Consider the following 14796-nt stretch of genomic DNA (forward strand, 5'->3'; position numbering starts at 1 on the left):
CGGGCAACGCCGACGACACGCCGGAAATCGGACAAAACCGGGTAGCGTCGGTTCCATGATCATCGTGACAGCTGCACTGAAGGGCGGGGTCGGTAAGACAACCACGTCGGTGTACCTCGCCGCGCTGGCATCGTCGAACCGCCGGACCGCCACCCTCGTCGACGCCGATCCGCAAGGCAGTGCCGCGGACTGGATCGAGACGTCGGACGACGACCACCTGGCCCGGATCGAGATCGCCGAGGCGCCGACGGAGCGGTTGCTGACCAAGGCGCTGGACAAGGTGCCACCGGAGGGCATCGGCGTGGTGGACATGCCGCCCTCGCACGAACGCCTGCTCAACAAGGCGCTCGAGCGGGCCCGGATCGTGGTCATCCCGACCCGCGTCGGCGGCGTCGAGACGCCCCGCGTGAAGGCCGTGCTCGAGCTGGTGCCGGACGGCACGCCGGTCGGCCTGGTGATCTGCTCGGCCCGCACCTACACGCGCTCCTACCAGGAGACCATGCAGCAGTACGCCGAGGAGAACATCCCCGTCTGGGGCACGATCCCCGAGCGCGTCTCGATCACCGCCGGCCCGACCGGCCCACTGGCCGAGGACGGCCTGGAGTCCTACCGCAAGGTCTGGCGCAAAATCCTCGCCGCCGCCCGCAGTTGAGCGACGGGATTCGACCACCTCTGCGGCTCAGCGCTGCAGAGGTGGTTCGCCACGCACATAAGAACGAATGACCGTGGCCGCCGCACCGCGCGCCCAGTCGTCGAAGGTGTGCGAGCGCAGCATCAGCTGGCAGTCGCCCGCCGCACCGAAGGCGTGGGCGGCGAAGGCCTCCCGCATCCGCTGCTCGTACAGGTCGTAGTCAGCGACACCCTCACCCGCGATCACGACAAGCTCGGGCCCGACCAGGTTCACCATCGCGGCGAGCGCCGATCCGATCACCCCACCGGCCCGGTCGAACGCCTCCCGGGCGTGCTCGTCGCCCGCGTGCGCCAGCTCGATCGCGCCGGACAGATCCAGCTCCGGCTGCCCCGTCGTCTCCCGCGTCCACGTGAGGATCGCGTCCGACGACGCGACCGTCTCCACGCAGCCCCGCCGTCCGCACGTGCAGACCAGCTCACCAGGGGCCAACGGCAAGTGTCCGAGCTCGCCCGACACCCCGTGCGCGCCGGAGACCACCTCGCCGTTGATGTAGAGCCCGCACCCGACGCCCGACCCGATCGTCACCACCGCGAAGGAGTCGGCGTTCACCCCGACCCCGAACCAGTGCTCCGCGACGGTCAGCGCCCGGACGTCGTTCGTCACCACGACCGGCATTTCGAGCTGCTCGGTCAGCGTGGCCGCCAGCGGCACGTCCCGCCATCCCATGAACGGCGAATCGCGCACCACTCCGTGCGCCGCGTCGACGTCGCCGGACACCGCGACACCGATCCCGATCAACGGCCCGGCCAGGTTCGCCGGGTCGTCGACGATCTCCATCAGCTCGCGAATCAGGGCGACGAGTCGCTCGGTCACGGTCTCCGCCGAAGGATCCGGCAGCTCGTGGTGCCGGACGGCGCGGATCCCCGCGGTGAGGTCTGTGGTCACGCCGATCAGGTCGGTCGGGGTCACCTTCACCCCGATCACCGAGACGCTGTCAGCGACGACGGTGAGCGGACTGACCGGTCGCCCGATCCCGAGCTGGCTCTCGACGGGTTCGTCCGGGCCGGCGACCGGCTGGTCGGTGACGAACCCGGCCTCGATCAGCGGCGCGACCGCCTTCGTCACCGCCGCCTGGGACAGCCCGGTCCGGCGCGCGATCTCGACCCGCGGGATCGGGCCCTGGGTGAGGATCTTGGTCAGCACCTCGACTCCGGCCGGCGTCGCCAGCGGCAGCGGTCGGTGCGGGCGTGGAGACATGAGAGCAAACTACCGGCGTGAAGGGCGTTTCAGCGCGCCCGTCGCGTGGACGTGCGCAGGAATGCGCATTCAATCTAATCAGGCCGTAGCTTTGTCGACATTTGTCAGGATCGGCGCGGCCAGCGCCCAGCGAATCGTGCGCGTGAGCCCTTCCCCGGCTGCTCGGACCACCGTGGCTTCGGCCAGCGGCAGATAGGGCAGGCGCAACGGCCAGCGCGACCACCACGGCAGCAGACCGACCGCGGCGGCCGCCAGTACGCCGTACGCCGGTCGCGCGGCCAACGGCACCGGCGGGTGGATCAGCATGAAGCGCGCTGCCTGCCGCGCCTCGGTCGTGCCGCGCAGCTCGGGCCGGTACGCGTCGAGCATCTGCCGCAGCTCCAGCAACGTCGTCGGCGGGTCGACGACGCCCAGTGCGCGCGCCACGCGAGCGGTGTCCTCGACGTACCCGTCCTGCTCGGCCGAGTCGAGCGGCGCCACGCCGTACTGCTGGTGGGCGGCCAGGAAGCTGTCGATCTCGGCCAGGTGCACCCACTTGAGCAGATGCGGATCACCGGCCCGGTACGGCGTACCGTCCGGGCTGGTGCCGCGGACGCGCTCGTGCACCGCCTTCACCCTGGCGATCGCCGCCTCCGCGTCGGCCTCCGCACCGTACGTGGTGATGGCGAGGAAGAAGCTGGTCCGCTGCAGCCGGCCCCACGGGTCGCCGCGGTAGCCGGAGTGGGCCGAGACGGCGGCCATCGCCAGTGGGTGCAGCGACTGCAGCAGCAGCGCGCGCAGCCCGCCGGCGAACATCGACGCGTCGCCGTGCACCCGGCGGATCGGCCGGTCCGGCGCGAACCACCTAGGCCCGGGGGTGTTGTGGACCCGGTTCCGCTCGGCACGGGGATCCGGGCCGGCCACCTTCGTCATGATCATCCGGGCCAGGCCGTCCCTCACCGGATCGAGCAGTGCGGTCGACAGAGTGCTCGGCAGCGTGGCGGTCATAATCCCAGTTTCCCCACCACTCCAAGCCCGGGACCATCGTCACCGGCCGACGTCGACGAAGATCGGGTTGGTGTAGAGCCAGGTGTCCAGCCACGGGTCACCGTCGTTGACCGGATGCTGGATCGGCCCGGCTGGATCGATCGCCCGGCCCAGGTAGCCCGGACCGTTGCGCCGGCCGTCGCTGCCGCGCAGCCGGACGTAGTGGCTGCGCTCGGCTCGGCCCAGGGGGATGCGCAGCGTGTAGGTGCCCGACTTCCGGCGTACGTCGAGCTGCTCGACCACTCTGGTGTCGGGGGCCTTCCAGCTGTCGCGGTCACGCACCGGGCCGGTCACCACGCCACGGATGACGTCCAGGTGGGCCAGGCGCGGCAGCAGGCCGTGGAAGTTCGGTCGGGTCGCGCTGGTGACGGTGACGCGCAGCTCCAGGCGTTCGCCGCGCTGGGCCTTGAGTCGTCCGCCCAGCGTGACACCGCGCTGCTTGGAGCCGGCTGGCGCGAGCCGGACGTCCAGACCGTCGACCAGCTGGCCGTGGTCGACCCACACCCGGCCCGCCCGCAGCGCGGCCATCACGTCCACGTAGGAGTAGCGGGTGACGCCGACGTGGGTCCGGCTGAACTGGCCGGGCCAGAAGTCACTCCCGGCCTGCGGTACGCCGGTGTCGGTCGGCGAAGGCTTCCAGCCGAGCGAGTCGAACGTCTGCCCGGGCGGGAACTCCCCGTCCTTCCAGGTGTCCCAGATGGTCCGGTGGTTGTCACTGTTCGACGTGATCGAGAACAGCCGGCCCTCGGCGAGCAGGGAGTCCCAGAGCCCGCCGACGGTCGCGGTCGCCCAGTCGAAGCCGCCGTACGTGCGGTACGCGTCGGCCGGGTAGCCGGGGTGGCTGCCGGTGCCGGGCGCGTTCACGTACTCGCCGCGCTGCGCGTTGGTGGCGCCGCGGTAGGCGACCCAGGCCGGATCGGCGTCGCCCTGCGAACCGGGCGCGCCTTCCATGCCGACGCAGACACCGGTGTCCCGCCAGGCGCGCAGCTCGTGCGGCGCGTCGATGCCGAGCCGGAGCGGATGGTTGGCGAGCACCAGTACGTCGTCGACGTACCCGCGCTTCTTCTGCTCGGCCAGCCACAACAAGGCCTTGACCGCGTGCGCTTCGTTCGCCGCGGTGTCGGCCGAGCGGTTGGTGAGCTTGCCGTCGTACTCACGCTCGAAGGCCTGCAGCAGCGGTACGGCGTTGGCCCCCGGCGCGACCAGCACAGTGCCGTGCTCCGCCGCCGGGATGTACCACTCGAGCCCCTGGAAGATCAGCATCCGCGGGTTCTCCGCCCGCGCCTTCACCACCTCGGCCTGCTCGGCCACCGCGCCCTTCTCGGCGTGCCCGAAGTTGCTGTGCTCGGTGAACGCCATCCAGTCCAGCCCGAACTGCGCTCCCCGCTGCGCCAGCTGACTGAAGTCGTACTTCGCGTCGTGGCTGTACCGGCTGTGCACATGGTGGTCCCCCACCAGCCAGACCAGCTCGGGGTCACCCCCGTCCCCTGTCGCCGCAGCCTCGCCGACCCCGCCAACCCCCAGCAGCCCGACCCCACCCAACAGACCGGCTCCCCGCAGCAGCCCCCGCCGCGAAACCCCCTGCGGATCCAGCCGCTCCTCCGCTACCGACGGATCGGCCCACCCGGGCAATTCCTGCTGTACATCGGCCATGCCGCGAAACCCTCCTTGTGCTGACAAGCCACTGTTTAGGGTCGGTGTGACGCGAATGTGTGCACGAGATGAACGCTCTCGAGCGATCCGATCCGCGGACCTCGGAGGTGCGGCGTCAGCCGCTGCGGCGTTGCGGGAGTGCTGGGGCTCAGCTCTGGAGGTCCGCCGGCGGTTTGCCCGACCATTCGGGCTCGAGGATCGAGTAGAGCAGTGAATCGCGCCAGGCGCCGTTGGTGAAGACGTGGTGGCGGATGCGGCCTTCGTGGGTGAAGCCGAGGCGTTTGACGACGGCGACCGAGGCCAGGTTCTCCGGGCCGATCGCGGCGCTGACGCGGTGCAGGGCCAGGTCGGTGAAGGCGAAGCGGAGCATCGTACGGGCCGCGTCGGTGGCGAAGCCGCGACCCCAGTGGTCGAAACCGATCGCGTAGCCGAGGTGGGCGGCCTGGACCCCGGTCGGGCCCAGCCGCGCGAAGCCGATCATCCGGTCGTCGTCCAGGCGGGTGACGGCGAGCAGGTGGTCGGGGCGGTCCTCGCGGGCCGAGCGGTCGACGATCGACCTCACGGAACGGGCGGCGCTGTCCCTGGTGTAGCTGTCGAACGAGAGCCAGCTGGTGACCCGGTCGTCACCGGTGATGGCCAGGTAGTCGTCGAGATCGTCGAGACGGACCTCACGCAACCTGCAGCGCTCACCGATGAGCGGATCCATCAGCGCGGGAAGCTCTGGATGGGGGTCCGGGTGAACAGCTCGATCTCTTCCTGCAGCTCCCGGGCGTCGTCGGCGCGACCGGACTGCCGCAGCGCCTGGTGGACCCGGCGGGCCGAGTGCACCACGCCGTTGATCCGGCGCTCGGCCGGCAGGCCCAGGACCGGGGCGATCGCGTCGGCGGCGCCGTCCAGCTCACCGCTCGCGATCCGGGTGATCGCCATCGCGGCGTGGCTGCCGGCGGCGTCGCCGAAGGCCCACTCCGGGTGCGACTGGTCGGTGTAGGCGTCGACGGCCTGGTTGGAGTACCGCTCGGCGGTCTCCATCTCCCCGGGCAGCCAGGCGAGCGCGTCGGCGGCGTAGTACAGCTGGCGGTTGCGGCCGAAGGTGCACAGGCCGCCCATCTCGTCGAGCTCGTCGTTGCGGACCGAGTTCCACGCGTTCTCCGCGCGCTCCAGGGCGGCGCGGGTGGCGTCGGGGTTGCCGAGCGCGGCCCAGGCGCGGGCCTCGCTGACCGGGAGCCAGACGCTGGTGGTGCTGTTGGCCTGCTCGGCGTAGCCGGCGCCGAGCTGGGCGTACCGGACGGAGTCGTGCGGGTTGCCGGCCCAGTAGGAGACGAGGGACTGCAGGCCGCGGACCCAGGCGCGCAGGCCGTGGTGGTCGGCGTTGTCGGCGCACAGGAACGCCGTCCGGGCCTGGGTCAGCGCGGCGTGCGGGTTGCCCAGGTCGTGCGACGCCTTGGCGAGCAGGCCGCCGGTGACGCCACCGAGGAAGTACAGCTGCCGCAGGTGTTCCGGACGCTGCCGGCTCTCCAGCAACGCGAAGACCAGGTCCTGGGTCTCGACCAGCTGGCCGAGGATCTCCGGCAGCGGACGCTGCGGGTAGGCCTTCGCGACGTGTCGCACGTCGTCGTACACCTGTTCCATGGCCTCGCTCCCGAGACCGGTCTGGGCCGCGAGGGCGAACGCCCGCGCACGGCTGGCAGCCATGTCGAGTACCTCCATCTCATTCCCTGTCGTGATCCGTCCACTCGCGGCAGGTGCCGGCACCACCTGGGCAGCCTGCTCGGGGACGTACGGGGCGAGGAGTTCCTCGACCGGCTTGCCGAACATGCGTTGCAGGGTGCGCCGGGTCTGAGGAGTGGTCCCTGCGCGCTCGCCCGATGCGAGGCGCCGCAGGTGCCGCTCGGTGATGGTTCCACCCAGCTCGACGAACTCGGCGACGATCTCGGAGTAGGTCTGGTTCCGGCGCTGGATCAGGTGCGCCAGGACCGTTCTTGGCGCATACCTACCCGCCATCGTTCCTCCCGTTCACGTCAGTTCAGACGTTGTCTCGACTGATGCCCCACGACAAGGTGCAGTCACCCAGATGTCCGCGAGAGGTCCTGAAGAGGTCCGGCAAAGGTCCGCCTCAGGTCCTAGAGCGGTCACGCTCGGGTTGTGCACCATTACTGCCATGACAACCAGTAAGTCCAACTGGTTGCAAGGCCTGAGAGTTACGGGGTGAGCAAGTAGTGACAGTCGCGGAGATGACGTCGAGGCAGCACCGCCGCCGGGTGCGGGTCTGGTTCGGCGAGCACGTGATCGCGCAGTACGTCGCGGAAGCGCCGCTGGCAGCGCGGTACGAGCAGGCCATGAAGAGGCGGTTCGCCGGCCTTCGGGTCACCAACGACCTCCTCGGGCCGCAGGACGGTACGGACAGCTGATCCTGCTCGGGTCCTCCTCAGACCCGAGCGGCTGCGCCTGGAGTCTCCTCACGTCCAGGAGCAGTGCACGGAAAGGTCCGGGACACTCCTCAGTCCCCGGACACAACCCAGGTGCGGTCCGGAGCACTCCTCAGCTCCGGACCGCACCGCCCACCAGCCCGGCTGGGCAGGCGGTTGAATCCCTGTGTCGCCGCCGCCCAGCCGTTCCAACCACTCCTGACCGACACCTCGGGTCAGGAGCTGGGGCTGGGGTGTGTCTCGCAAGTCCCCGCCTACTGCGCGGCCCCCGGCACGGCACCTCGCCGGGCACCTGCTCGCTACGGCGGGGACTCGCGAGACACACCCCGGGTGTTCCCCGCGGAGATCGGGCGGATTTGTCAGAGATGACCTCCGGCGCGGGACACCGACGGCTCGTGAACCTCACCATGAGCCGTCCCCCGGATGGCCCGCTCCGCTGTGTGACCGCCGCGCCTGGGCGGTCACACAGCGGAGCTGTTTTGCGTCCGGACCTCGAAGAACCTGCAGGTCAGAGCGTTGCAGGTCCGCTTCTGGTCCGGTCGCCGCCGGTGCGGACCTTCGCCTGGTCCGCCTCTGTCAGTCGCGCCCGGCGAGCTGCTGGTAGACCGCGAACGGCGCGTCCGGCCGTACGCCGTCGACGCCTTCGACCAGCCCTTCGGCGGTGATCTCGCCGGCGTACGTCATGCCGAGGCGTTCCATCACCGCTCGGGACGCGCGATTGTGCCGCTCGGTGTAGGCCACGACCGCCCGGGCGCCCAGCGTCGCGAAGGCGAAGTCCAGGCCGGCCGCGCCGAGCTCCGTCGCGTAGCCCTGTCCGCGGGCTGATTCCAGCAGCGCCCAGCCCAGTTCGAGCCGGTCGACCGCCCACTCCGGCCCGACCAGGGCCGCGATCTGCTCGGTCACCGCCGAGTCAGCGCGCATGCGGGACAACCCACCGCGCCCGACAAGCGCTCCGCCGTTGGCGAGCGCTTCGCTCGCACGCCCGACAAACGGTCCGCCGCCCTCGACGAGCGTCCCGCCCCCGCCGTCGGCGACCGCCCCGCCGCCCCGGCCGTCCAGCTCCCCGCCGGCCCGCTCGTACGCCATCCACTTGCTCACCCCGTCGCGCTCCCACGCCTCCTGCATGGCGGTCGCGCGCCTCACCGCCTCCTCGGCCGAAAGCGTCTCGGCGTACCACTCGGCGACCGAGGGGTCCGCGTGCAAGCGCTCGAGGTCCGCCGCATGTCCGGTCAGCGCCGGTCCAGGTCCACGGACCGGCTCCAGTCGCAGCCGCTCCGTCATCCGGATCCGGACGGCGTGCGCCACGATGTCCCGCAACCGCCTGTCGCCGTCCGTGCGGCCGACCATCAGAAGCTCGACGTCGTCCGCCCCGACCCACGCGCTCGCGTCGTGCTTGCCCTCTTCCAGCCGCGGCGCGGACAGATCCCCGTCGACCGCGACCAGGAAGTCCAGCTCCCGGCGTACGCGGCCCTCGTACTCCCACTCCCAGTCGGCCACCGGCGCCAGCACCTCGCGCACGGTCCACCCGGTCTCCTCCTCGACCTCGCGCGCCAACGCCTCGACAGGCGTCTCGCCGGCTTCAAGGTGCCCGCCGACGATGTCCCAGATTCCCGGGAACAACCGCCGCGACGCCGTCCGCCGGTGCACGTACACCCGCTGCCCGGCGTCACGAATCAACGCCCCGACACAATCCACCTCACGCATGCACCCAAACCTAGAGCGAGCAGGCGGTGACCTGCGCGCGCCCGGCGCCGGATCCCTCGACGACCTTCACAGCCGAGGCGCCTGACCGGTCAGTCCCGCGCCTTCTCTTCCACCCGGTTCGGCATGAACACCACCGCGACCACCAGCAGCACCGCCGCGGCCGCCGCCCCGTAGTACACGTCGTGGATCGCCGGAGCCAGTACGTCGCCCGACAGGTGCTCCAGGTCCTCGTGGCTGTCCCCGAGCCGGGACGCGACGACGGCGTTCGCGACGGCGCCGAAGATCGCGACCCCGACCGCGCTGCCCACCGACCGGGCGAACATGTTGGCGCCGGTCACCACCCCGCGGCTCTGCCAGTCCACCGACGACTGCGCGGCGACCACGCCCGGCGACGCCGAGAAGCCGAGTCCAAGGCCGATCACGAAGCAGGCCAGCGCCAAGTAGAGCACCGAGCTGTCCGACGAGACGGTGAGCAGCAGCACCGACCCGATCACCACGATCACCGCGCCGAGCAGCATCGTCGTACGGAAGCCGACGCGCAGGTACACCTTGCCGGCCAGCGACGCGGCGATCGGCCAGCCGAGCGTCATCGCCGCCAGCGCGAATCCGGCGACCAGCGCACTCGTCCCGAGCACGCCCTGGGCATACAGCGGCACGTACGTCGACAGCCCGACCATCAGTACGCCGATCAGCAGCGCCGACGAGTTCGCCGAGTTCAGCACCCGATGACCGAGCACCCAGAGCGGCAGCACCGGCTCCGGCGCCCGCCGCTCGACCAGCACGAACGCGGCCAGCAGCACCACCGACACCGCCAGGATCACGATGCTCGCGACGGAGTCCCAGGACCACATCACGCCGCCCTCGAGCAGCCCGAGCAGCAGCAGCGAGCCGCCGACGGCGAGCAGGATCGTGCCCCAGTAGTCGATCTGCGGCTTGGCACCCCGGACGACGTTCTCCTTGAAACGCCGGACCAGGACCCAGGCCGCGGCCAGGCCGAGCGGGATGTTCACGAAGAAGATCCAGCGCCAGGAGATGTAGTCGGCGAAGACGCCGCCGAGCGCCGGGCCGACGAACGACGAGATGCCCCAGACGCTGGCGATGTAGCCCTGCACCCGCGCCCGCTCGGCGACGGAGTAGATGTCGCCGATGATCGTCATCCCGATCGGCTGGATCGCGCCGGCGCCGAGGCCCTGGATCAGCCGGAACGCGATCAGCGCCGGCATGCTCCAGGCGAAGCCGCACAGCACCGAGCCGAGCACGAACAGCCCGACGCCGAGCAGCATGATCGGCTTGCGCCCGCGCAAGTCGGCGAGCTTGCCGTAGATCGGCACCGAGATCGCCTGGGCCAGCAGATAGATCGAGAACAGCCAGGGGAACTGGGTGAACCCGCCGAGATCCTCGACGACGGCCGGTACGGCGGTGGCGAGAATGGTCGCGTCGATGGCGACCAGGCCGACGCTGAGCATCACCGACAGCAGGATCGGACCGCGTTCGGACCGTAGCCCGACGGCCGCCCGGTCGGTCTGCTCAGTAGTCATGACAAATCGCAAGCTAGCTGAATCCACAACCATTCCACGATCCCGGGACCACCTCGTGGAACGCACCGGCCGCCGAAGGAAACGCAGCACAGCGCACGGGGAACCGACCTGTGGATACTCTCCGTGGGTGAGGATGCGCGGTGTGCTGAGGGTCGTCCTCGTCGTGCTCTCGGTCTCTCTCACGCTGGTGCTGCTGCCGATCGCGATCAACGTCGGCACCGGCGGCACCGCTCCCGCCTTCCTGCAGCCGTACGCCGGCTGGAGCTGGCCCGTGATCGGCGTGCTCTGGCTCGTCGCGATCGTGACCGGGGTCTGGGAGCTGCGCAGCCGCCGGACCACCACCGTCTCGGCCCGGTTCGCCGACCAGCCGCGCAACCGCCCGAACGCGCTGGCCCACGTCGACCGCTACCTGTCCGAGCGCGTCGCCGGCTCGCTCGCCCAGTACACCCGGCTGTCGCTCGCGCTCGACGCCAGCCCGGACGCCGTCGTCCGCCCGTACGACCTGCTGGTCCAGCCGCTGCACAGCGCCGATCCGGAGGTCCGGGAGAACGCCGACATCAGCAAGGCCTTCGACGACCTCCAGGACTCGGTCCTGATCCTCGGCGCTCCCGGCGCCGGGAAGACCACTCTCCTGCTCGACCTGGCCCGCACGCTCGCCGCCAAGGCCCACCAGGACCCAGAGCAGCCGATCCCCGTCCTGGTCGACCTGTCCGGCTGGACCGGTCCGATCACCACCCGCCACGAGGACGACGACCCCGGCGACAGCCCGGTGCTGGCCGGGTTCGTCCGCTGGTTGCTCCGCGAGCTGCACAACCGCTACCAGATCCCTGTCGCCGTCGGGCGCGTCTGGCTCCGCCAGGGCCGACTGGCTCTCCTGCTCGACGGCGTGGACGAGATAGCCCTCCAGCATCGTGTCCGACTCGCTCCCGCCCTCGAGGAGCTCCAGCAGCGCTACCTGGTCGGCCAGCTCGCCGTCACCTGCCGCATCCACGACTACGAACGCCTGCCACAGCCGCTCAAGCTGTACGGCGCCGTCCGCATCCGCCCGCTCAACCGCCGCCAGGTCCTCGACTACTTCACCGCCGTCGGTCCGGAGCTGGCCGGCGCCCGCGTCGCGATGGAGCAGGACGACGACCTCTGGGACCTGATCACCTCACCGCTGATGCTCAACGTGATGGCGCTCGCCTACCAGGGCCGTGCCGCCGAGGAGATCGCCTCCGGCGCCATCGCCGACCACCGCCGCGCCCTGTTCGACACGTTCCTCGCCGAAGTCCTGTCGCGCCCGCGACCGGCCAGCCGGCAGTACGACTCCCGCACGGCTCTCCGCTCGCTCTGGTGCCTGGCCTGGTGGACCCGCACCCGCGCCGGCGACCGCACCGCCGTACCGCGCTGGCTCACTCCCAACGGCTGGTACGGCTTGTCGCTACCCAGCGTCGGCTACCTGGCCCACCGGATCTGCCTGCCGGCCCTGTTCGCCGGTCTGGTCGGCGGAGCGGCTCTTGCTCTCACCGCCCTGTACGGCGTACTGGCGGGCGTCGCCGTCGGAGCGACCAGCCTGCTGCTCGTGCACATCCGTCCCCGCCCGTGGCAGCCGCTGCGCAAGATCCCCGGCCAGCCGAGCCGCCTGGTCGCGGCGGCGATGACCGCAGTCGGAGCCGTGGCGGGTTTCGGTTCAGCGCTGGTCGGCGCCGCGGTCTTCACAGCGCTCCCCAGATGGCTGGCGCTGCTCCTGCTGGCCGCGGCCGTCGTCGCGTCGTACGCCGTGGAGCTGCTTGTCTCCGACGGTCCTCGCCGCCGGCTGCTGCTCTTGGTCCGGTTGACTGTCGTCACCCTCGGCTCCACGCTGGTGCTGACGCAGCTCGACCAGCCAGAAGCCTTCCTGGCCGGCGCGGCCGTCGGCCTGATCGTTGCCCAAGGCATCCGATTGGTGAAGGCCCTGCCGATGGACCACCTGGTCCGCCAGTACGACGACGTCCGCGACTTGATGGACCTCTGGGTCGTCGCCGGCGTGGCCGCGGCTGTCGTCGTCGCGCTCGCCTTGGGCGTCGACCCCGCGTGGACCGAGCTGGAAGCCATCCTCGGCGTCATCACCGGCGTTGTCGCCGCGAAGGCCTGGCGACGCCGTCCGCCCCTGTTCGCCGGTCCGACGTCCCGGCTGATGCACGGCCTGCTCCTGCGCTGGACCGGCTACCTCCCGTGGCGCCGCCGCGCCTTCCTCCAGTACGCCGCCGACCGCTACGTCCTGACCCGCACCGGACGCGGCGAGTACGCCTTCATCCACCTGCTGGTCCGCGACCACCTGGCCGAATGCGACCCCGACCTCCTCGCCGCAAAGGTCGACCAGCGAACCGCCTCCCGCTCACGACGCTGACAGCGCCTGGTCCAGGATTTTCGACCACTGCCGGACGATGCCCCGGCGGCGCTTGCTGTCGTCGGTCAGCAGGTCGGCCAGGCCGAGGCCGCGGGCCATGTCCAGGATTCCCTGCACGGTCTCGCGTACGCCTGGAGTCTTCTCGCTGACGTCGAGGACCTCCAGCAGGGCCCGGTGTGCCTGCCGGCCGACGTGCGCCTCCAGCCGGACGATCTGTCGTCGCAACGGCTCCTCCGTCGACGCCGCGACCCAGAGGTGCAGGGCGGCGCGGAAGAGCGGCCCGGTGTAGACGTCGGCGAGCATCGCCACGATCGCCTCGGTCCGCCCGGCGCCCACCGGCAGCGACGCAGCGTGGGACCGGATCTCCGCCAGGCGCACCTCGGTCATGTACTCGACCGCCGCCTCGAACAGGTCCGCCCGGGTCGGGAAGTGGTGCTGTGCGGCTCCGCGCGACACCCCGGCGCGGGCCGCGACGACAGCCACCGTCGTCGCGGCGTATCCGACCTCGGCCAGCGACTCGACCGAAGCCTCCAGCAGCTTCTGCCGAGTCGCCCGGCTCCGGTCCTGCTGCGGAGCGCGCAGGGGCTCAGCCACCCGAGGTCTCCCGGGCCCGCAGCTCGCGGCGCAGGATCTTGCCCGACGCCGCCTTCGGCACCGCCTCGATGAACTCCACCTGCCGGATCTTCTTGTACGGCGCCACCCGCTCGGCCACGTAGTCCATCACGTCCTGCTCGGTCAGCCCACTGCCCGGCATCGGGACGACGAACGCCTTCGGTACCTCGTTGCCCTCGGACTGCACCCCGATCACCGCGGCGTCAGCGATCCGGTCGTCGGTCAGCAGCACGGCTTCCAGCTCGGCCGGCGGCACCTGGTACCCGTGGTACTTGATCAGTTCCTTGACCCGATCGACGACGTACAGGTAGCCGCGCTCGTCCACCCGCCCGATGTCGCCGGTGTGCAGCCAGCCGTCCGGGTCGATCGTGGCGTCGGTCTCGGCCGGCCGTCCGAGGTAGCCCTTCATCACCTGCGGCCCGCGGATCCAGATCTCACCGGTCTCGCCCTCGCCCACGTCGTTGCCATCGGCACCGACCAGCCGCATCTCGGTCGACGGGAACAGCTTGCCCACGGCCCCGGCCGGCGGATCCACAGCGTCCTGCGGTACGGCGTGCGTGCCTGGCGACAGTTCGGTCATCCCGTACGCCTGCAGGACCGCGTGCAAGCCGAGCCGCTTGGCGCAGGCCTCGGCCAGGTCGCCGTCGAGCGGCGCCGCCGCGGACGTCACGTACCTCAGCGCGGACAGGTCGACCCCGTCCACCGCCGGGTGCTTCGCCAGCGCCAGCACGATCGGCGGCGCGACGAACGCCCGGGTGATCCGCTGCTGGTCCAGCGTGGTCAGGAATTGGTCGAGGTCGAACTTCGGCAGCACCACGACGGTCGCGCCGGCCCGCAGCGGCAGGTTCATCAGCACGCTCAGCCCGTAGATGTGGAAGAACGGCAGGATCGCGATGATCCGCTCGTCCTCGCCCATCGTGAAGGTCGCCTGCGCCTGAGCGATGTTGGTCGCGATGTTGCGGTGCGTCAGCATCACGCCCTTGGCGGCGCCCGTCGTCCCGCTGGAGTACGGCAGCACGGCGACGTCCTCGGCAGCGTCGAAGGAGATCACCGGCTCGGGTCCGGTCGAGGCGACCAGTTCCATCACCGAGCGGTACCCCTCGGCCTGGTCGCAGACGAAGATCTGCCGCACGTCGGTGCCCTCGACGGCCGCGGTCGCCACCGGCAGGAACAGCGAGATCGTCACCAGCAGCTTCGCCTTCGAGTCGACGAGTTGCTTGTGCAGCTCGTCGGCGGTGTAGAGCGCGTTGACGGTGGTCACCGTCGCCCCGGCGCGGGTCGCGCCGTAGAAGACGACCGGGTAGATGATCGTGTTCGGGCTGTGCAGCGCGATCACGTCCCCCTTGACGATGCCGAGCTCGGCGAACCCGGCCGCGACCCGGCGGCTCATCGCGTCCAGCTGCGCGTAGCTGATCTCCTTCCCGGTCACGCCGTCGACCAGGGCCGGCCGGTCGCCGTACTCCTGGGCGCGGCCGAGCACGGCGTCGTGGATCGGCACGTCCAGCACCTCGACCGGCGGGAACTCGCTGTAGATCACCATGGGCGGTCCTTTCCGAAGCTGAGTGGGCACGACTGTGG

General features: G+C 70.8%; 12 protein-coding genes. 3 read left to right on the forward strand and 9 right to left on the reverse strand.

What is annotated here, in order from left to right; genetic code table 11:
• Nucleotides 1-55 precede the first annotated feature (55 nt).
• The gene (locus ACQPXM_RS00550; RefSeq protein WP_432943578.1) at nucleotides 56-652 is read left to right on the forward strand and encodes a ParA family protein; all 597 of its coding nucleotides are present in this window, start codon (nucleotides 56-58) and stop codon (nucleotides 650-652) included.
• A 27-nt stretch (nucleotides 653-679) separates the two neighbouring features.
• On the opposite strand, the gene ACQPXM_RS00555 is transcribed toward ACQPXM_RS00550, so the two are convergent.
• The 5 genes from ACQPXM_RS00555 to ACQPXM_RS00575 form a co-directional block, all read right to left on the reverse strand.
• Nucleotides 680-1888, reverse strand: a complete 1209-nt coding sequence (locus ACQPXM_RS00555) for an ROK family transcriptional regulator (protein WP_432943580.1) — start codon at nucleotides 1886-1888, stop codon at nucleotides 680-682.
• Nucleotides 1889-1966: 78 nt separating this feature from the next.
• Nucleotides 1967-2875 (reverse strand): oxygenase MpaB family protein, encoded by a 909-nt coding sequence (locus ACQPXM_RS00560; protein WP_432943582.1) that lies wholly within the window; start codon nucleotides 2873-2875, stop codon nucleotides 1967-1969.
• A gap of 39 nt (nucleotides 2876-2914) precedes the next feature.
• Nucleotides 2915-4567 carry a PHP domain-containing protein gene (locus ACQPXM_RS00565; RefSeq protein WP_432943584.1) on the reverse strand — a complete coding sequence of 551 codons (1653 nt, stop codon included), beginning with the start codon at nucleotides 4565-4567 and terminating at the stop codon, nucleotides 2915-2917.
• Nucleotides 4568-4715: 148 nt separating this feature from the next.
• Nucleotides 4716-5273: a GNAT family N-acetyltransferase gene (locus tag ACQPXM_RS00570; RefSeq protein ID WP_432943586.1), complete on the reverse strand. Its 558-nt coding sequence runs from the start codon at nucleotides 5271-5273 to the stop codon at nucleotides 4716-4718.
• Nucleotides 5273-6568 (reverse strand): XRE family transcriptional regulator, encoded by a 1296-nt coding sequence (locus tag ACQPXM_RS00575; protein WP_432943588.1) that lies wholly within the window; start codon nucleotides 6566-6568, stop codon nucleotides 5273-5275. The genes ACQPXM_RS00570 and ACQPXM_RS00575 overlap by 1 nt, the downstream gene beginning before the upstream one ends.
• Nucleotides 6569-6798: 230 nt before the next feature.
• Here ACQPXM_RS00575 and ACQPXM_RS00580 point away from each other — a divergent pair, with 230 nt between their 5' ends.
• Nucleotides 6799-6975, forward strand: a complete 177-nt coding sequence (locus tag ACQPXM_RS00580; RefSeq protein WP_168197410.1) for a hypothetical protein — start codon at nucleotides 6799-6801, stop codon at nucleotides 6973-6975.
• 594 nt (nucleotides 6976-7569) lie between these two features.
• Here the strand turns inward: ACQPXM_RS00580 and ACQPXM_RS00585 are convergent.
• On the reverse strand, nucleotides 7570-8697 hold the full coding sequence (locus tag ACQPXM_RS00585) for a GNAT family N-acetyltransferase (RefSeq protein WP_432943590.1): 1128 nt from the start codon (nucleotides 8695-8697) through the stop codon (nucleotides 7570-7572).
• An 89-nt stretch (nucleotides 8698-8786) separates the two neighbouring features.
• Nucleotides 8787-10235, reverse strand: coding sequence for an MDR family MFS transporter (locus ACQPXM_RS00590; RefSeq protein ID WP_432943592.1), 1449 nt, complete (start codon nucleotides 10233-10235; stop codon nucleotides 8787-8789).
• Nucleotides 10236-10377: 142 nt separating this feature from the next.
• On the opposite strand from ACQPXM_RS00590, the gene ACQPXM_RS00595 reads away from it, so the two are divergent.
• Entirely contained in the window at nucleotides 10378-12606 is a 2229-nt protein-coding gene (locus tag ACQPXM_RS00595) for an NACHT domain-containing protein (RefSeq protein ID WP_432943594.1), read from the forward strand.
• On the opposite strand, the gene ACQPXM_RS00600 is transcribed toward ACQPXM_RS00595, so the two are convergent.
• A complete protein-coding gene (locus tag ACQPXM_RS00600) occupies nucleotides 12595-13200 on the reverse strand; it encodes a TetR family transcriptional regulator (protein WP_432943596.1) in 606 nt (201 codons plus the stop codon). The two genes, ACQPXM_RS00595 and ACQPXM_RS00600, sit on opposite strands and share 12 nt — an antisense overlap.
• Nucleotides 13193-14758: a 4-coumarate--CoA ligase family protein gene (locus ACQPXM_RS00605; RefSeq protein ID WP_432943598.1), complete on the reverse strand. Its 1566-nt coding sequence runs from the start codon at nucleotides 14756-14758 to the stop codon at nucleotides 13193-13195. The genes ACQPXM_RS00600 and ACQPXM_RS00605 overlap by 8 nt, the downstream gene beginning before the upstream one ends.
• Between the last annotated feature and the right edge of the window lie 38 nt (nucleotides 14759-14796).

This window comes from Kribbella sp. CA-253562, assembly GCF_050942265.1.
GTDB lineage: Bacteria > Actinomycetota > Actinomycetes > Propionibacteriales > Kribbellaceae > Kribbella.